The organism is Polaromonas sp., from assembly GCF_010365105.1.
Taxonomy (GTDB): domain Bacteria; phylum Pseudomonadota; class Gammaproteobacteria; order Burkholderiales; family Burkholderiaceae_C; genus Polaromonas.
On sequence record NZ_JAAFGZ010000004.1, the window covers coordinates 106,906 to 125,308 of the forward strand.

The window sequence follows — 18,403 nt, forward strand, 5'->3', positions numbered from 1 at the left end:
TGACCGAAGCCTGCGAGGAGCCACCATGACTGAAACGCGATCAACCTGTCCCTATTGCGGCGTCGGCTGTGGCGTGATCATCGCGTCGCAGGGCCAGGACATCACCGGCGTGCGCGGCGACCCGGACCATCCGGCCAATTTCGGACGGCTGTGCACCAAGGGCTCGACCCTGCACCTGACGGCATCAAGCGCCGTCACGCGGCAAACGCGCCTGCTGTATCCGATGCGACGCGAGCACCGGGGCGAAGCGCCGAAACGCGTCGCGTGGGACAGCGCGCTGGACTTTGCCAGCCAGCGCTTTGCGCAGATCATGACGGCGCACGGCCCCGACGCCGTCGGCTTCTACGTCTCGGGCCAGTTGCTGACCGAAGACTATTACGCCTTCAACAAGCTGGCCAAGGGCCTGATCGGCACCAACAACATTGACTCGAACTCGCGCCTGTGCATGAGCAGCGCGGTGGCCGGCTACAAGCAGACGCTGGGCGCCGACGCACCGCCCGCCTGCTACGACGACGTCAACCATGTGCAGTGCCTGTTCATCGTCGGCAGCAACACCGCTTATGCACATCCGATTTTGTTCCGCCGCATTGAAGACGCAAAGGCAGCCAATCCGGCGCTGAAAATCATTTATGTGGACCCGCGCCGCACCGACACCGCCGAAATCTCCGACCTCTACCTGCCGCTGCAGCCCGGCACCGACGTGATGCTGTTCAACGGCATGCTGCACATCATGCTGTGGGAAGGCTGGACCGATGCCGCCTATATTGCCGCCCATACCAGCGGCTTTGATGCCCTCAAGGCCACGGTGCGCGACTGCACGCCCGAGCTGGTGGCGCAGACCTGCGGCATCACGAAGGAAGACCTGTTTGAAGCCGCCCGGCTGTTTGCCACATCGGGCGCCACGCTCAGCCTGTATTGCCAGGGCCTAAACCAGTCGAGCAGCGGCACGGCCAAGAATGCCGCGCTTATCAACCTGCACCTGGCGACCGCGCAGATCGGCAAGCCCGGCGCCGGGCCGTTTTCGCTCACTGGCCAGCCCAATGCGATGGGCGGGCGCGAAGTTGGCGGCATGGCCAATCTGCTGAGCGGGCACCGCGACCTGTCGAACGCCCAACATCGCGCCGAAGTCGCCGCGCTGTGGGGCGCGCATTCCGTGCCGGAAAAGCCGGGCAAGACCGCCGTCGAGATGTTCCAGGCCGCCGCCGATGGCGAGATCAAGGCGCTGTGGATCGCCTGCACCAACCCGGCGCAATCCATGCCCGACCAGGCCACCGTGCGCCGCGCCCTGGCGCGCGCCGAACTGGTCATCGTGCAGGAAGCGTTTGCCACCACGGCGACCTGCGAGTTTGCCGACCTGCTGCTGCCGGCCACCACCTGGGGCGAAAAGACCGGCACCGTGACCAACAGCGAACGCCGCATCAGCCGGGTCCGGCCGGCGGTGGCGGCGCCCGGCGAAACGCGGCATGACTGGTCGATTGCGGTGGATTTTGCGCAGCGGCTCGAAAAGCTGCTGGGTGCGCAGAACCCTCACCCCAACCCTCTCCCAGAGGGAGAGGGAGCAAGAATGAAAACAGCAACTCAGTTCACGATTGAATTACCTGCCCCTTTTGGGAGAAGGAGCAATACAGCAGAAGCAGCCACTAAACCCACACTTTTCAACTATCCGACGGCCGAATCCCTCTGGAACGAGCACCGCGAATCGACACGCGGACGCGACCTGGACATTACCGGCATGAGCTATGCACTGCTGGAACACGCGCCCCTGCAATGGCCAATGCGCGAAGGCGAAACGGCTGGGAAAATCCGCCTCTACGAAGACGGCATCTTCCCCACGCCCGACGGCCGGGCCAATTTCGTCAGCACCGTGTACCGGCCCGTCGCCGAATCACGCGAATCGCGCTACCCGTTCTCATTGACCACCGGCAGGCTGCGCGACCAGTGGCACGGCATGAGCCGCACCGGCACGCTGGGACGGCTGTTCGGCCATGTGGCCGAGCCTTCAGTACAGATGAATGCGCAGGACATGGCGCGCCGGCTGCTGAAAGATGGCGATCTGGTGCATGTGACGTCCAAACGCGGCTCCATCGTGGTGAAGGTAGAGGCTTCGCCGGAAGTCGCGGTCAGCCAGGCCTTCATGGCGATGCACTGGGGCAGCGAATACCTGGGCGGCCTGTCGAGCACCGGCCAGCCGCTGGCGGGCGTCAATGCCCTGACCACTTCCGCCTGTTGCCCCAGCTCCCAACAACCCGAGCTCAAGCATGCGGCCGTCAAGATACTGAAGGCCGAACTGCCCTGGTCGCTGCTGGCCATGGCCTGGTTCGACGAAGGCGATGCGCTGGCCGTGCATGAACAGCTCAAACCCATGCTGGCTGCTTTTCCGTTTGCCAGCTGCGTGCCGTTTTCCAACAACAATCCGCTGGCCGGCCCCCAGCCCGAGCGCAGCGGCCTGCTGTTCCGCGCTGCAGCCCACGAGGCGCCCGGCGACGAAACCCTGGCATTGCTGGAGCGGATTTTCGGCCTCGACGGGTCCTACATCCTGCGCTATGCCGACCGCCGCAAAGGCCAGCGCCGTACCATCCGGCTGGCGCGCACCCATCAGGAGGCCGAACTGACGGGCTTCGTGCTGGCCGGGGACACCAGCGCGCAACACTGGATCACCACGCTGCTCAGGGACGAACTGCCGGCGCAGGCCTATGGCCGGCTACTGTTGCTGCCGGGCGCCAAGGCGCCAGTGGCCGTGCAGTCGCGCGGCAAACCAGTGTGCAGCTGCTTCAATGTCAGCGACATCGCCATCGACGAGCACCTGAAACGCCAGGACGAAAGTGCAGACGCGGCTTCAGCCACCTACGACGTGCGGCTGGCTGGCCTGCAGGCCAGCCTGAAGTGCGGCACCAACTGCGGCTCCTGCATCCCCGAACTCAAGCGCCGGGTGCGTTCTGCCTGCAGCCTGATCCCTGTCAAGCAACCGGTCTGAGAAACCCGTTTCCGGCTTAAAAATGTTGTCCTAATTCACCGACAATCGCGCCATGGGAATCAGCCACTACCTCAAGGAAATCGGGCGCGGAAAAGACGGTGCGCGCCCGCTGACGCAAGCGCAGGCGGCCGACCTGCTGGGCCAGGTGCTCGACGGCACGGTCAGCGATCTGGAAATCGGCGGCTTTTGCATCGCCATGCGCGTCAAGGGCGAAACGCCCGAGGAAATGGCCGGCTTTCTGGACGCCCTCTACCCGCGCCTGAACCTTCTGCCAACCAGCGACACGGCCACCGTGGTGCTGCCCAGCTACAACGGCGCACGCAAGCTGCCGGTGCTCACGCCGCTGCTGGCGCTGCTGCTGGCGCGCGAAGGCCTGAGCGTGCTGGTCCACGGCACGCCTACCGAATCCAAGCGCGTTTTTTCATCAGATGTGCTTGCAGCGCTGGGTGTGCCTGCGCTGACAGCTATCAAAAAAGTAGCATCTGGCGAGGTCGCGTTTGCCCCCACCGAACTGATCAGCCCGGCCCTCAAGCGCCTGCTCGACGTGCGGCGCATGCTGGGCCTGCGCAACCCGGCGCACAGCCTGGTCAAGCTGATCAACCCGGCGCTGGGCAAGTCGCTCGTCGTCAGCAGCTACACGCATCCCGAATACGCGGTGTCCATGGCCGCCACCTTCGAGCGCGTCAAGGCCAACGCCCTGCTGCTGCGCGGCACTGAAGGCGAAGGCGTGGCCGACCCGCGCCGCTCGCCACAAATGCAGGGCTTCATCCGCGGGCAGCGCGTGCTGATGGACGAAGGCGTCAAGGGAACCCTGCCCTCGGTACCCGACCTGCCCAAGGAGATTGATGCTGCCAGCACGGCCACTTATATCCAGTCGGTGCTGTCAGGCGACAGCCCTCTGCCGCCCTCCATATCCCAGCAGGTGGCACACATCGTGCAATTAGCAAGGCAACTATGAACTACGACCCCCTTCCTCCCGGCGGCCACGGCAAATGCTTTCTCGTGGGCGCAGGTCCGGGCGACCCGGAACTGCTCACGCTCAAGGCGCTGAAGGCAATCCAGCGCGCCACCGTGCTGTTTGTCGATGACCTGGTGAGCGAGGAGATCACAGCCTTTGCGCGGCCAGACGCGCGCATCGTGCATGTCGGCAAGCGTGGCGGCTGTAAGTCCACGCCGCAGGCCTTCATCGAAAAGCTCATGCTGACGGCAGCCCAGGAAGGCGAGACCGTCGTGCGGCTCAAGGGCGGCGACCCCTTCATTTTTGGCCGTGGCGGCGAGGAAGTCGAGCACCTGTTGGCTGCCGGCATCGAGGTCGAAGTCATCAACGGCATCACCTCCGGGCTGGCCGCCGTCACGTCGCTCGGCGTGCCGCTGACGCACCGCCAGCATGCGCACGGCGTGGTCTTCGTCACCGGCCATGCCAAGCCCGGCGACAGCGGCACCGACTGGCGCGCGCTGGCCGCCACCGCCCACAGCGCCCGGCTGACACTGGTGATCTACATGGGCGTGAGCGGCGCCGAGCACATCCAGAATGAACTGCTGAGCGGCCTGCCTGCCGACACGCCGGTGGCTGTGATCCAGAATGCCTCGCTGCCGACCCAGCGCCACATCACCACCACGCTGGCCCGGCTGTCTGCCGACGTCAAGCTGTCCGGCATCGCCAGCCCGTCGGTCATCGTCGTGGGCGGTGTCATCAGCGCCCTGGCGCAGGCCGCCGAACACCCGCAAGTGCGCCGCAGCGCCTAAAGCACCGGGTTGGGCTTGCCCACCCTGGCGCGGCTACACTCCCGTGTTTCATGAAACGCAGCCACGGTGCGCGCCAGATCGCTATGCTTTACATAGCTGACTGCGCCCATCCTGCCTGCGCAAGAGGCTGATTTGACTCATAAATTCGACGTGGTGGTGATTGGCGCCGGCGCGGCCGGCCTATTTTGCGCCGGCCAGGCGGGCCAGCAGGGCCTGAAGGTCTTGCTGGTGGACCACAGCGACAAGGTCGCCGAAAAAATCCGCATCTCGGGCGGCGGCCGCTGCAACTTCACCAACCGCGACGCCACGCCGGCCCAGTTCCTGAGCGAGAATCCGCACTTTTGCCGCTCCGCCCTGTCGCGCTACACGCCGCAGGACTTCATCGAACTGCTGCAGCGCCACCAAATTCCGTTTCACGAAAAGCACAAGGGCCAGCTGTTTTGCGACCGCTCGGCCGAGGACATCATCAACCTGCTGCTGGCCGAATGCGACGCCGGCCAGGTCACGCGCTGGCAGTCTTGCGGCATCAAAAGCGTGGTTTGCGCAGAACAGGCGGGCGCTAGCAGCTATCAAATCCAGAGCGACCGGGGACTGATCGAAGCGCCGCAGGTGGTGATTGCCACCGGTGGCCTGTCGATTCCGAAAATCGGCGCGACCGATTTCGGCTACCGCATCGCCCAACAGTTCGGCCTGCGCCTGATTGAACCCCGGGCCGCGCTGGTGCCGCTGACCTTCGACGGCGACGCCTGGGCGCCGTATGCCCAACTGGCCGGCCTGGCGCTGCCGGTGCTGATCGAAACCGGCCCACCGGACGCCAGCCCCAGGCAGCGCAAAAAAGCCGTGGTGTTTGCCGAAGACTTGCTGTTCACCCACCGGGGCCTGAGCGGCCCGGCGGTGCTGCAAATCTCCAGCTTCTGGCGCGAAGGTCAGCCGGTGCGCATCAACCTGGCGCCGGGCGTGGACTTGCCCGCCCTGCTGCTTCGCGCCAAGGCGAGCTCGAAAAAGCTGATCGCCAACGAACTCGCCAGCCTGGTGCCCGGCCGCCTGGCCGACGCCTGGGTCAGCGAAGATCCGGCCCTGCAGCGCCCGATCGTTGATGCCACCGACAAGGCGCTGCAAACCCTGGCGCAGCGCCTGGCCGACTGGCAGCTCACGCCCAACGGCTCGGAAGGCTATAAAAAAGCCGAAGTCACGATCGGCGGCGTCGATACCCGCGATTTATCCTCGCAAACCATGGAATCGAAGCAGCCCGGCCTGTATTTCATCGGCGAAGTGGTCGATGTGACCGGCTGGCTGGGCGGCTACAACTTCCAGTGGGCCTGGGCCAGCGGCTTTGCCTGCGCGCAGGCGCTGGCGGCGAAGGTGGCCAAATGACAGGCGATCAGCCGCAAAAACTTTCAGCCCTCTTGCCAGCAAGGGCCCCTTGAGGAGCGGAACGGGCATAACTCCCCCAGCCAGCAGGGGCCGCGGAACCGGCTTCGCCGGGCCGCAGGCGCAGCGGCACCCTCGGGGGGCAGCGAACCACACGAAGTGGGTAGCGTGGGGGCTGCTATAATCGCAGGCTTTGCTAGCAAACCCGCACCTGGCCTGATCCTGATCAGATCAATGTAAAGTGCATCTTTTGAATCGATTCATCAATGACCACCATTCGCGTAAAAGACAACGAACCCTTTGACGTCGCGCTGCGCCGCTTCAAGCGCACCATCGAAAAACTCGGCCTGCTGACCGACTTGCGCGCTCGCGAGTTCTACGAAAAGCCAACCGCCGAGCGCAAGCGCAAGAAGGCAGCTGCCGTCAAGCGTAACTACAAGCGCATTCGCGCCATGCAGTTGCCCAAGAAGCTGTACTAATCAGTACTTGCCTCACGGCAGCTCAAGCCCGCAAGAGGACGCTCTGCGGGCTTTTTTGTTTTTCAAACCCCTATTCTTACCCGACCCTTCAGGAGCCCCGACATGACCCTCAAAGAACAGATCACCGAAGACATGAAGACCGCCATGCGCGCAAAGGACAGCGAGCGCCTGGGCACGATCAGGCTGCTGCTGTCGGCGATCAAGCAAAAGGAAGTGGACGAACGCGTGGTGGTCGATGACGTCATGGCCGTCGCCATCGTGGACAAGCTGATCAAGCAGCGCAAGGATTCCATCGAGGCTTTTGAAAAAGCTGCGCGCCAGGATCTGGCCGACAAGGAAAAAGCCGAGTTGCTGGTGCTGCAAGCCTACCTGCCGGCACGCCTGAGCGCCGAAGAAGTCGCAACTGAAGTCAAGAGCATCGTCGCCACGCTTGCCGCCGAACTGGGCCGCGCCGTCGGCCCCGGCGACATGGGCAAAGTCATGGGCGCAGTGAAAACCCAGCTGGCAGGCAAGGCCGACATGGGCCAGGTGTCAGCGGCGGTGAAGGCTGCGCTGGCTGGCTGACCAAACCTGGGTTCATCGCCAAACTAGTTGAGGTCACAGGACCAGCTTCACCGAACTCAAGGACAGCAAGTCTTTTCGGGGAAGTGGATAAACAGAAGACATGGAAAGCGTAGCGGCGCACTTTTCCACCAGCAGGGGCCGCAGGACCGGCTAAGCCGGACTGCAGGCGCAGCGGCCCCCTCGGGGGGCAGGAAGCCACACGAAGTGGGCGACCGTGGGGGCTCTAGCTCCCGGCCACCTTCATCCGGTTGACCAGGATCGAACCGACGCTCTTGGCGCCGTAGTTGTAGACATCGGCGCCCACGGCCTGGATACCCATCAGCATGTCTTTCAGGTTGCCGGCAATCGTGATTTCCTCGACCGGAAAGGCAATCTCGCCGTTCTCGACCCAAAAACCCGAAGCGCCGCGCGAATAGTCGCCGGTCACGTAGTTGACGCCCTGCCCCATCAGTTCGGTCACGAACAAGCCGGTGCCGAGCTTGCGCAGCATGGCGTCGAGGTCGTCACCCGCCTTGGTCTTGCGGCTGGTCAGCAGCAGGTTGTGCGAGCCGCCGGCATTGCCGGTGGTGCGCATGCCAAGCTTGCGGGCCGAGTAGGTGCTGAGGAAATAGCCCTCGACCCGTCCGCCGTCCACCACCTGCCGCGCGCTGGTCCTGACGCCTTCGTCATCAAACGGCGCGCTGCCCTTGCCCTTTGGCAGATGCGGGTCTTCGTGGATGTCGATGTGCTTGGGAAAAGCCATCTTGCCCAGGCTGTTCGCCAGGAAGGTGCTTTTGCGGTACAGCGCGCCGCCGCTGATGGCCTGCACAAATCCGCCCAGCAGGCCGGCCGCCAGCGGCGACTCGAAGAGCACCGGGCATTCGGTGGTCGGTATTTTCCGGCCTTTCAGGCGGGCCAGCGCGCGTTCGGCGGCATAGCGGCCGACCGCTTCGGGGCGGGCGAGTTCGCTCGCATCGCGCATCGAGCTGTACCAGGCGTCGCGCTGCATCTGCTTGCCCTTGCCGGCAATCGGCGCCACCGAAATGCTGTGGCGCGAACTTGCATAGCCGCCGCGAAAGCCCTTGGAATGGGCGCTGAAGAAATGGCTTTGCTGCGCCGACACGCCCGCGCCTTCGCTGTTGGTGATCAGGCGCGAGGTGGCGAAAGCGGCAGCTTCGCATTGCAAGGACAGATGGGCGGCTTCCTCGGACGTGATGACCCACGGGTGGAACAGGTCGAGCGCCGGATGTTCGCGGGCGATGTCCTGCTCGTCGGGCAGGCCCGAAGTCTCGTCTTCCGCCGTGAAACGGGCGATATCGTAGGCGGCTTTCACGGTCTGCTGGATCGCGGCCTTCGAAAAATCGCTGGTGGAGGCATTGCCACGCTTCTTGCCGACATAGACGGTGATGCCGAGCGACTTGTCGCGGTTGCGTTCGACCGATTCCAGTTCGCCCTTGCGCACGCTGACCGACAGGCCGCAGCCTTCAGACGCTTCGGCGGCCGCATCGGTGGCACCAAGTTTTTTGGCATGGCCCAACGCGGTATCGACCAGGTCTTCAAAAAAGTCCCGGTGGTAGCTGAAACCGGCCTCGGGTTGGCGGGTTTTGGTGCGGGAAACGCTGCGAGGTGAACGGGAAGGAATTTTTTGGGTCATGTATCTATGATACTAAGCGCTATGAACAACAAGACTCCCAAGGCCATCAAAGGCTACTGGTCCAACGGCCGTTTCGTGAAACCCGAAGAAATTGCACTCGAAGAAGTCGGCCCTCCAAGCAAGACCCAGCTCAAGGCCGAAGCCGACGAAAAGCAGGCACTCGGTGAGGCATTGCTGACCCTGCGCACCGACCTGATGGTGCGGCTCGACCTGCCCGACAAGCTGCTCGACGCGTTGAAGGAAGCCAAGCGCATCACCAACTTCGAAGGCCGGCGCCGCCAGATGCAGTTCATCGGCAAGCTGATGCGCACGCTCGACATGACGCCCATTCGCGCGGCGATTGACGAGCAGGCCAACGGCTCGGCCGACCTGACGCTGGCATTGCACCTGGCCGAACAGTGGCGCGACAAGCTGATGGCCTCGGACGATGCGCTCAGCGAGTGGCTGACCGACTACCCGGCGACCGACTCGCAGCAGTTGCGCGCGCTGATCCGCCAGGCCAGGAAAGACATGGCCAAGCCCGAAACGCCGGGTGAGGCGCCGCGCCACGCCAAGTCCTACCGCGAGATTTTCCAGCTGGTCAAGCTGGCCATGGCCGAGGATGCCAAGCCATGAGCACGCATTTTGATGCGGTCAAGATCGGCATCGTGTCGGTCAGCGACCGGGCCTCCAGCGGCGTCTATGTGGACAAGGGCCTGCCCGCCCTGAAAGATTGGCTGACGCGCGCGCTGCGCAACCCGATCACCTTTGAAGAGCGCCTGATTCCCGATGAACAGGCCGGCATCAGCAGCGCGCTGATTGAGCTGGTCGATGCCGGCTGCTGCCTGGTGCTGACCACCGGCGGCACCGGCCCGGCACTGCGCGACGTGACGCCCGAAGCCACGCTGGCCGTGGCGCACAAGGAAATGCCCGGCTTTGGCGAGCAGATGCGCCAGATCAGCCTGAAGTTCGTGTCGACGGCCATTTTGTCTCGCCAGGTGGCGGTCATTCGGGACAACAGCCTGATCCTGAACCTGCCTGGCCAGCCCAAGGCGATCGCCGAAACGCTCGAAGGCCTGAAGAACGAAACGGGTGAATCGGTCGTGCCGGGTATTTTTGCCGCCATTCCCTATTGCATCGACTTGATCGGCGGGCCTTACCTGGAAACCGACCCGGCGGTTTGCAAGGCCTTTAGGCCCAAGAACGCCCTTCGCGCGGTATAAAAGCCGACAACGCTGCATTCGCAACCCAGGCATGCAGCGGGAAAGCCGGGCAACACCGCCCTGGCATTTTTGTCTGTTTTTTACCCGAGTGACCCCATGAACGCTTCCTTTCGCACCAGCCTTTCCATCGTGGCCCTGGCTGTGGCTTCCCTGACACTGCCTTCGCTGGCCCATGCCAAGCGCATGGGTGGCGGCATGAAAGCGGCACCTCGCGCGGCAGCCCCCGCGCCCGCCAGAGCCCCTGCGGCAGCAGCACCAGCCCCGGCTGCCACGCCTGCGGCAGCGGCAGCACCTGCAGCCGCCCCTGCAGCAGCGGGGTCCGGCATGATGGGCACCATGGGTTCCATGGCTGTGGGCGCGGTGGTGGGGTCGATGGCCGGCAGCGCCATCGCCGGGGCGATGAACCCTGAAGAAAAACAAAAAGCCGCAGCAGAAAAAGCGGCAGCGGCGGCGTCAGCCCCTGCAGCCAAATAAACGTTTTCTGGGCCGGTGCCGCCGGCTATTTGCCGACCAGCTGGTTCAGCTTGTCGGCTTCAAAGTTTTCCTGCAGCGCGGCATCCTTGGGCACGCAATCGCGGTGCGGCGCGGCAGGCAGGGCCGACAGCTTTTCAATCGCCTGCCAAAGCAGCGCAATCTGGTGCTCCTGGCCAGAGGCGTTGTCGATCAGGCCGCGCAGGGCCTGGCTCAGCGGGTCGTCGCTCTGCGTCACGCCGTAGGCTGAAAAGCCCATCTGGCTGGCCGCCTCCTCGCGCTTGAGGTCGGCGCCGGGCTGGATGATGCGGGCCGGGTTGCCCACGGCCGTGGCCCCGGCCGGTACGGGCTTGACCACCACCGCGTTCGAGCCGATGCGCGCGCCGTCGCCGACAGTGAAGCCGCCCAGTACCTGCGCGCCGGCGCCCACGACCACGTTTTTGCCAAGTGTCGGATGGCGCTTGGCGCCCTTGTAGAGCGAGGTGCCGCCCAGCGTGACACCGTGGTAAATCGTGCAACCCGAACCAATTTCAGCGGTTTCGCCAATCACCACGCCCATGCCGTGGTCGATGAAGACGCAGCCGGCAATCTGCGCGCCGGGATGGATCTCGATGCCCGTCAGCCAGCGCGAAATGTGGGAGGTGAAGCGGCCCAGCCATTTGAAGCCATGCGTCCAGAACCAGTGCGCGCGCCGGTGCAGCACCAGCGCGTGCAGGCCGGGGTAGCAGGTCAGCACCTCCCAGCGGGTGCGGGCGGCCGGGTCGCGTTCAAGGATGCACTGGATGTCGGAGAGGAGTCTGGAAAACATGCCGGGGAGTTTAGGCGCTGGCCGGCGTATCCGCTGGCGCTGGCGCCTTGTCCTGTGCGGGCCGGGCTTGATCGGCTGCCTGCCGCATCATGGCCTTGGCCACGCCGCGCAGGATGTGGATTTCCTCGGGGCTGAGCTGCGCGCGGTTGAACAGCTGGTTCAGGCGCGGCATCAGTTTCTTCGGCGATGCCGGGTCGAGAAAGCCGATGTGAACCAGCGCTTCCTCCCAGTGCCTGAGCATGCCGCCCACGGCGGCGGCATCGGCCAGCCGGACTTCTTCAGGCGATGCCTGGATGCCAAAGCCGCCCAGGGCTTCGCGCCAGTCGTAGGCCACCAGTTGCACCGCCGCGCCGAGGTTGAGCGAGCCGAATTTTGGATCGGTTGGAATGCTCAGGGCCACATGGCAGCGGTAGACGTCGTCGTTTTGCATGCCGAAACGCTCGGAACCGAACAAAAAAGCAACCGAATCGGGCTTTTCCGCAATACTGGCGGGCGCAAGCAGCTCATTTTTGGATAGCGTATCAGCTAGGCCCAGCAGCTCGGCGAAATGCGTGCGCGGCGCCCGTGTGGGCGGGCCGAAGTCGCGCGGCGTCATGGCCGTGGCGCACAGATGCGCCATGCCGTCGAGCGCTTCGTCGAGCGTTTCAACGATGCGCGCATTGTTGAGCACATCGAGCGCGCCGCTGGCCCGCTGGATGGTTTCTTCGCGCCGCAGCACATTGGCCCAGCGCGGCGCGACCAGCACCAGGTCGTCGAAGCCCATGGTTTTCATGGCGCGGGCGGTGGCGCCCACATTGCCGGCGTGGCTGGTATTGATCAGGATGAAGCGGGTTTTCATGGGGATAAAAATGGCCGGAGGGCCGCCGTAAAAAACCCGGCGGTCGGGATGATTCCGGGCCAGGCGGGCGAAGCCGGTAAAATCCGCTATTGTCGCCTGCCACCGGTTCCCGGTTTTTGCAGTTCCTGCCCGCTCTTTCTTACCATTTATGTCCAGCAATCTACACCCCATGCTCAACGTGGCCGTCAAGGCTGCGCGCGCCGCCGGCGCCCTCATCAACCGCGCCGCCCTTGACGTCGAGGCGGTCCGCGTGTCGGTCAAGCAGACCAACGACTTCGTCACCGAAGTCGACAAGGCCGCCGAAGCCGCGATCATCGAAACCCTGCTGACCGCCTACCCCGGCCATGGCATCCTGGCCGAGGAATCGGGCAGCGAGCATGGCGCGAAAGACTCCGAATTCGTCTGGATCATCGATCCGCTGGACGGCACCACCAATTTCATCCACGGCTTTCCGTTCTATTGCGTCAGCATTGCGCTGTCGGTGCGCGGCAAGGTCGAGCAGGCGGTCGTCTACGACCCGAACCGCAACGATATCTACAGCGCCAGCAAGGGCCGTGGCTCCTACGTGAACGACCGCCGCATCCGCGTTGGCAAGCGCACGCGCCTGCAGGAATGCCTGATCTCGACCGGCTTTCCCTACCGCCCCGGCGACAAGCTCAAGCCTTACCTGAACATGCTGGGCGAAGTCATGAGCCAGTGCGCCGGCGTGCGCCGCCCGGGTGCTGCCGCGCTGGACCTGGCGCATGTCGCGGCCGGCTACACCGATGGCTTTTTCGAGACCAGTCTGCAGCCCTGGGACGTGGCGGCAGGCTCGCTGCTGATCACTGAAGCAGGCGGCCTGATCGGCAACTTCACCGGCGAGGCCGATTTCATCGACCACGGCGAATGCGTCGCCGGCAACCCGCGCATCTACGGCCAGCTGGTCGGCACGCTGGGCAAGTACAGCAAGTTTGCCGGTGCCGGCGACAAGGCCAGCGTTCGTCAGGCATTGAGTGGCGCCGGGGACGAGACACCGGCCGACGGCAGTGAGGAAGCCGCGCCGGCCGCCAAGCCGACGCTCAAGGCCAAGCGCATCAAGGCTGGCAGCGCAGCCGCGCCCGAGGCTGAAGCTGCACAGCAGGTGCCCGACGCGCCTTTTTAAGGCAAATAACCGGCTCGGTTCCGGTTGGCGCTGACAGGAACCGCCTGCTCCGGCGTCCGGGTTTCGGTACAGTGTGGGCACATACCATGAACCGTACCCCGATGGACCTGTTTCCCCTGACGCCGCTGGCGACCCGCCTGCGCGGCCGGGCGCAAAACGCACTGCGCGTGGCCTTGAGCCACTATGTCACCAACGGCCTGACGGTCTCCCTTGGCCTGGTGCTGATCATGCTGGCGCTGTTCGAATCGGCCGGACTTGGAGCCGCCGCCAGCGCCGCCGTCGGCGTGATCATCACCAGCCTGCCCGATGTTCCCTCGCCGCGCCGGCGCAAGATCATGCAGGTGCTGCCCGCACCGGTGCTGGGCACGCCGCTGTTCATGCTGGTGCAGCTGACGCGCCAGGATGATTTCCTGCTGGGCTGCGTGCTGGTGGGCGGCACCTTTTTGGCCGTGATGCTGATGGCCTGGGGCAAGCGCGGCGGGCCGATCTGCTTTTCGCTGCTGTTCTCGATGCTGTTTTCCATGGCCGCGCCGCCCATGACTTCGCTGGACGCGGTGCTGGCGCACACCGCCTGGTTTGTCGCCGGCTCGGTGCTTTACCTGCTGTGGGCGGTGCTGACCACCCACCTGCTCAACCGCCGTTACCGGCTGCAGCTGCTGGCCGAATGCCTGCACAGCTTTGCCGGCATCCTGCGCACCCAGGCGCAGCGTTTTGACGACGAGCCCGACCACCAGGCACTGCTCGAAGCCATGCTGGCGCAGCAGGCCAACTTTGCCGACCAGTTGCAGGACGCGCGCAACGTGGTGCTGGAGTCGCCCACCACGCGGCCCCGCCAGCAGGTGGCTGCCATGCTGCTGAGCCTGCTGGAAGCGCGCGACCACCAGCTGGCCTGCGACCTCGACCTGGACGTGCTGCTGGGCCGTCGTGCCATTGCGCTGCACCTGCCCATACTGCAGCAGGCGCTGAACGCCACGGCCGATGAACTGCAGACACTTAGCTTGGCGCTGCTGCTGGGCCGGCGTCAGACGTCGATCCAGCCGATTCCCGACCTGCGGCCGAAGCTGGCCGGCACGCTTCCGCCCCGCCCGACCGCCAACCCGTCGCTGGCGCCCGAACCGGTGCGCACCGATCCGCCCGATACCGCCGCCCTGCTGCGCAACATGGCTGACCGCATCGGCCACATCAATGACGAGGCGGTGAAGATCGCGGCGCTGGCGCGCGGCGACCTGGCGCCCGAGCTGAGCCTGGTGCGCAACCAGTGGCAGCTGTTCGTGAGCACCACGAAATGGAGCGTCAAGCCGCTGCTCGGGCAACTGGGCTGGCGCGCACCGACCCTGCGCTATGCGCTGCGCGCCACGCTGGCCGTGGCCACCGGCTATGCCGTGGCGCTGCAGCTGCCGTGGGCCACGCACGACTACTGGATCCTGATCACCATCGTGGTCGTGATGCGCGGCAACCTGGCGCAGACGGTGCAGCGGCGCAATGCGCGTGTCGCCGGCACCGTGCTCGCCTGCCTGCTGGTGATGGGGCTGCTGACCCTCCATCCGGGTGCCAAGGTTCTGTTCCTGATCGTTGCGCTCAGCACCGGCCTGGCGCATGCTTTTGCGCTGCGCCGCTACCTCTACACGACGATAGCCGGCACGGTCAGCGGCCTGCTGCAGGCGCACCTCATGCTGGTTGGCCTGCAACCCACCTTTGCCATCGGCGAGCGGCTGGCCGACACGCTGCTCGGGGCGCTGCTGGCCTGGCTGTTCAGCTATGTGCTGCCGTCGTGGGAACGCAGCCAGATTCCCGGCCTGGTCAAGCGCAGCATCCAGGCGCAAAGCCAGCATGCCACGCTGGCGCTGGCGCTGCTGGACACCGCCCAGACAGCCGACGTGAACTGGCGGCTGGCGCGCCGTGAAGCCTACGACAGCCTGTCGGCGCTGACGCTGGCCACCCAGCGCAGCCTGGCCGAGCCGCGCCAGGTGCGCCCGCCGCTGGAGCCGCTCGAAGTGCTGCAGGCGCGCAGCTACCAGTTGCTGGCGCAGCTGACGGCGGTCAAGTCCCTGCTGATGCTCAGGCGCGGCCAGCTTGACCTGGCGCAGGCCACGCCGGCGCTGGAACAGGCGGCGCGCTGCATCGAAACCGAGCTCTCGGGCCAGGCACCCGCCTCCTCAAGCGTGAACCCGCCCGGCTTCAGCCTGTCGGGCCAGCCCTACTTGGAGCGGCCGGATGTGCTGCTGGCGGCCGACCTGACACCCTGGCTGCTGCGCCGCCTGCAGCTGGCCTGCGCCATTGCCGGCGAACTGCGCCTGGCGGCCAACCGGGTCCACGTCTGAAAGCTTGCACAGCCGGCCGCATGCGCACCGGTCGGATGTCGTTTTAACCGGCTTGCCGGGGGCAGCGACAATCAGGGGTTTGATGCGCATCCGAAAATGCGCATTGTTCAGTCTCCCGGCCTGTTCCGCAAGAACAGCGAAAATCAGCCATCGCCCAAGAACCCTGAACCCACCTAACGGCTGCCCGAAAAAGCCTGTGAACTGAATGCAAAGAGAAACATCCCAGGCCCTCCAACCACCGGACAAGGCCGCTCTGCACACCCCGATGATGCAGCAGTACCACGCCATCAAGGCCGGGTACCCCGACACGCTGGTGTTCTACCGCATGGGCGACTTCTACGAGGTCTTTTATGGCGACGCCGAAAAGGCGGCGCGCCTGCTCGACATCACGCTGACCCGGCGCGGCCAGTCGGCCGGCGAGCCGGTGATGATGGCCGGCGTGCCGTTTCACTCGCTCGAAAACTACCTGGCCAAGCTGATCAAGCTCGGCGAATCGGTGGCCATCTGCGAGCAAATCGGTGACGTGGCCACCAGCAAAGGTCCGGTTGAGCGCAAGGTGGTGCGCGTGGTCACGCCGGGCACGCTACTGGACGCAGAACTGCTCGACGACAAGACCGAATTGATCCTGCTTTCCGTGCACCAGGGCGCGCGCAACACCTGCGGACTGGCCTGGCTCAGCGTGACGCAGGGCGAAATCCACCTGGCGCATTGCGCCAGCAGCGAGCTGGAAACCTGGCTGGCGCGCATCGCCCCGAGTGAACTGCTCTACAACGTCGAGGTGACGCCGGCGTTCGAGCAGCGCCTGAAAACCTGGCGCTGCGCCGCCAGCGCCCGGCCGGCGTGGCAGTTCGACGCGGCATTGGGCGCGCGCCGCCTGCTGGAGCAGCTCAAGGTGGCTTCGCTGGCGGCGTGGCATGCCGAAGCCCTGGGCGAAGCGCATGCCGCCGCCTCGGCGCTGCTGGGCTATGCCGAGCACACCCAGGGCCGCGCGCTGTCGCATGTGCAGGGCCTGCAGGTGGTGCGTTCCGGCGAACTGATCGACTTACCACAAACGACCCGGCGCAACCTCGAACTCACGCAGACGCTGCGCGGCGAAAGTGCGCCGACCTTGTTCTCGCTGCTCGACACCTGCGCCACCGGCATGGGCAGCCGGGCGCTGAAAAGCTGGCTGCTCAGCCCGCGCCGCGACCGCGCCCAGGCCGCCAGCCGGCTGGAGGCCATCGCTCAGCTGCGCACCAGCGCCCAGCAAACCCTGCGCGCGCAGCTCAAGGGCAGCAGCGACGTCGAGCGCATCACGGCCCGCATCGCGCTGCGCCAGGTGCGCCCGCGCGAGCTTGTCGCCTTGCAGCTGACGCTACAAAAAGCAGAGCTGCTGATGCCCGTGGACAGTGCGCAAACGGCACTTTTGACCACTATTTTCGAGGATTTGCAGCCGCCACCCGGCTGCGCCGAGTTGCTGCGCCATTGCATCCTGGACGAACCGGCGGCGCTGGTCCGCGACGGCGGCGTCATCAACCACGGCTGCGACGCCGAGCTGGACGAATTGCGCGCCATCCAGACCAACTGCGACGGCTTCCTGCTCGACCTGGAAAGCCGTGAAAAGGCCAGAACCGGCATTGCCAACCTGCGCGTGCAGTTCAACAAGGTGCACGGCTTCTACATCGAGGTCACGCAGGGCCAGACGGACAAGGTGCCGGCCGACTACCGGCGCCGCCAGACGCTGAAGAACGCCGAGCGCTACATCACGCCCGAACTCAAGACCTTCGAGGACAAGGCGCTGTCGGCCTCGACCCGGGCGCTGGAGCGCGAAAAGTGGCTGTACGAGCAGCTGCTCGACCAGTTGCAGGACTTCGTGCCCGCCCTGAGCCGGCTGGCGCGCGCCATTGCCGCGCTCGATGCGCTGTGCGCGCTGGCCGAACGCTCGCTGACGCTGGGCTGGTGTGCCCCCGTGTTTGTCAAGGAGCCCTGCATCGACATCGGCCAGGGCCGGCATCCGGTGGTGGAAAGCCGGCTGGCCGAGACGGGCGGCGGCGCCTTCATCGCCAACGACTGCAGCCTCACCGGCAAAAGCCGGATGCAGATCATCACCGGCCCCAACATGGGCGGCAAATCGACCTACATGCGCCAGGTCGCGCTGATCGTGCTTCTGGCCAGCATCGGCTCCTATGTGCCCGCCAGCCGCTGCCGGCTCGGGCCGATCGACGCGATCCACACGCGCATCGGCGCAGCCGACGACGTGGCCAATGCGCAATCGACCTTCATGCTCGAAATGCTGGAGGCCGCGCAGATTCTGCATGCCGCCACACCGCATTCGCTGGTGCTGATGGACGAGATCGGACGCGGCACCTCGACCTTCGACGGCCTGGCGCTGGCCGGCGGCATTGCTGCCCACCTGCACAACAAGTCGCAAGCCTTTACGCTGTTTGCCACGCATTATTTCGAGCTGACCGGGTTTCCGGCGCAGCACCATGGCGCGGTCAATGTACACGTCAGCGCGGTCGAATCGGGCAACGACATTGTGTTCATGCACCACATCGAACCCGGCCCGGCCAGCAAGAGCTACGGCATCGCCGTGGCCAAGCTGGCCGGTGTGCCCGCTGCCGTCGTCAACCATGCGCGCCATGCGCTGGCCGCGCTGGAAACCCAGCAAGCCCAGGCCAGCGCACAGGTCGACCTGTTCGCCCTGCCGCCTGGCCTGCCCGAAGCCGGGCCGTCGTTACTTGACACGGCGCTGGCGACAATAGACCCTGACATCCTGACCCCCCGGGAAGCGCTCGATGCGCTTTACCGGCTGAAAAAGCTTGCGAAGGTCGCCTGAAACTCCAGGCATCCCATGTACTCCAAACCCAACTTTC

15 protein-coding genes are annotated in these 18,403 nt (G+C 65.3%); 12 read left to right on the forward strand and 3 right to left on the reverse strand.

Translation table 11 applies throughout. The features are described 5' to 3' along the window. Nucleotides 1-25 precede the first annotated feature (25 nt). From GZ092_RS03855 to GZ092_RS03880, 6 genes are all read left to right on the forward strand, one after another. Entirely contained in the window at nucleotides 26-2,974 is a 2,949-nt protein-coding gene (locus tag GZ092_RS03855; RefSeq protein ID WP_293634521.1) for a nitrate reductase, read from the forward strand. 52 nt (nucleotides 2,975-3,026) lie between these two features. Continuing rightward, nucleotides 3,027-3,932 (forward strand): DNA-binding protein YbiB, encoded by a 906-nt coding sequence (ybiB, locus tag GZ092_RS03860; protein ID WP_293634524.1) that lies wholly within the window; start codon nucleotides 3,027-3,029, stop codon nucleotides 3,930-3,932. Then, nucleotides 3,929-4,720, forward strand: a complete 792-nt coding sequence (gene cobA / locus GZ092_RS03865; RefSeq protein ID WP_293634525.1) for a uroporphyrinogen-III C-methyltransferase — start codon at nucleotides 3,929-3,931, stop codon at nucleotides 4,718-4,720. The genes ybiB and cobA overlap by 4 nt, the downstream gene beginning before the upstream one ends. Before the next feature lie 132 nt (nucleotides 4,721-4,852). Beyond that, entirely contained in the window at nucleotides 4,853-6,094 is a 1,242-nt protein-coding gene (locus GZ092_RS03870) for an NAD(P)/FAD-dependent oxidoreductase (RefSeq protein ID WP_293634528.1), read from the forward strand. Nucleotides 6,095-6,357: 263 nt separating this feature from the next. Continuing rightward, nucleotides 6,358-6,570 carry a 30S ribosomal protein S21 gene (rpsU, locus tag GZ092_RS03875; RefSeq protein ID WP_011484193.1) on the forward strand — a complete coding sequence of 71 codons (213 nt, stop codon included), beginning with the start codon at nucleotides 6,358-6,360 and terminating at the stop codon, nucleotides 6,568-6,570. Nucleotides 6,571-6,672: 102 nt separating this feature from the next. Next, on the forward strand, nucleotides 6,673-7,134 hold the full coding sequence (locus GZ092_RS03880; protein WP_293634535.1) for a GatB/YqeY domain-containing protein: 462 nt from the start codon (nucleotides 6,673-6,675) through the stop codon (nucleotides 7,132-7,134). 223 nt (nucleotides 7,135-7,357) lie between these two features. Here GZ092_RS03880 and pmbA read toward each other — a convergent pair whose 3' ends face one another. Next, nucleotides 7,358-8,767 (reverse strand): metalloprotease PmbA, encoded by a 1,410-nt coding sequence (gene pmbA, locus GZ092_RS03885; RefSeq protein WP_293634539.1) that lies wholly within the window; start codon nucleotides 8,765-8,767, stop codon nucleotides 7,358-7,360. A gap of 21 nt (nucleotides 8,768-8,788) precedes the next feature. Between pmbA and yjgA the strand changes: the two genes are divergently transcribed. The 3 genes from yjgA (at nucleotide 8,789) to GZ092_RS03900 (ending at nucleotide 10,443) form a co-directional block, all read left to right on the forward strand. Next, nucleotides 8,789-9,382 (forward strand): ribosome biogenesis factor YjgA, encoded by a 594-nt coding sequence (gene yjgA, locus GZ092_RS03890; protein WP_293634542.1) that lies wholly within the window; start codon nucleotides 8,789-8,791, stop codon nucleotides 9,380-9,382. Further along, on the forward strand, nucleotides 9,379-9,969 hold the full coding sequence (gene mog, locus GZ092_RS03895; RefSeq protein ID WP_293634544.1) for a molybdopterin adenylyltransferase: 591 nt from the start codon (nucleotides 9,379-9,381) through the stop codon (nucleotides 9,967-9,969). Before yjgA ends, mog begins: the two co-directional genes overlap by 4 nt. Before the next feature lie 96 nt (nucleotides 9,970-10,065). Further along, a complete protein-coding gene (locus tag GZ092_RS03900) occupies nucleotides 10,066-10,443 on the forward strand; it encodes an ABC transporter substrate-binding protein (protein ID WP_293634546.1) in 378 nt (125 codons plus the stop codon). Between the two features lie 25 nt (nucleotides 10,444-10,468). On the opposite strand, the gene cysE is transcribed toward GZ092_RS03900, so the two are convergent. Both cysE and GZ092_RS03910 read right to left on the reverse strand, forming a co-directional pair. Then, nucleotides 10,469-11,248, reverse strand: coding sequence for a serine O-acetyltransferase (cysE, locus tag GZ092_RS03905; protein WP_293634548.1), 780 nt, complete (start codon nucleotides 11,246-11,248; stop codon nucleotides 10,469-10,471). Between the two features lie 10 nt (nucleotides 11,249-11,258). After that, nucleotides 11,259-12,086, reverse strand: a complete 828-nt coding sequence (locus GZ092_RS03910; RefSeq protein WP_293634550.1) for an RNA methyltransferase — start codon at nucleotides 12,084-12,086, stop codon at nucleotides 11,259-11,261. A gap of 148 nt (nucleotides 12,087-12,234) precedes the next feature. Here GZ092_RS03910 and GZ092_RS03915 point away from each other — a divergent pair, with 148 nt between their 5' ends. The 3 genes from GZ092_RS03915 (at nucleotide 12,235) to mutS (ending at nucleotide 18,366) form a co-directional block, all read left to right on the forward strand. Further along, nucleotides 12,235-13,227, forward strand: a complete 993-nt coding sequence (locus GZ092_RS03915; RefSeq protein ID WP_293634552.1) for an inositol monophosphatase family protein — start codon at nucleotides 12,235-12,237, stop codon at nucleotides 13,225-13,227. A gap of 86 nt (nucleotides 13,228-13,313) precedes the next feature. Then, entirely contained in the window at nucleotides 13,314-15,548 is a 2,235-nt protein-coding gene (locus GZ092_RS03920; RefSeq protein WP_293634554.1) for an FUSC family membrane protein, read from the forward strand. A 205-nt stretch (nucleotides 15,549-15,753) separates the two neighbouring features. Further along, nucleotides 15,754-18,366 (forward strand): DNA mismatch repair protein MutS, encoded by a 2,613-nt coding sequence (gene mutS / locus GZ092_RS03925; protein WP_293634556.1) that lies wholly within the window; start codon nucleotides 15,754-15,756, stop codon nucleotides 18,364-18,366. Nucleotides 18,367-18,403: the final 37 nt, after the last annotated feature.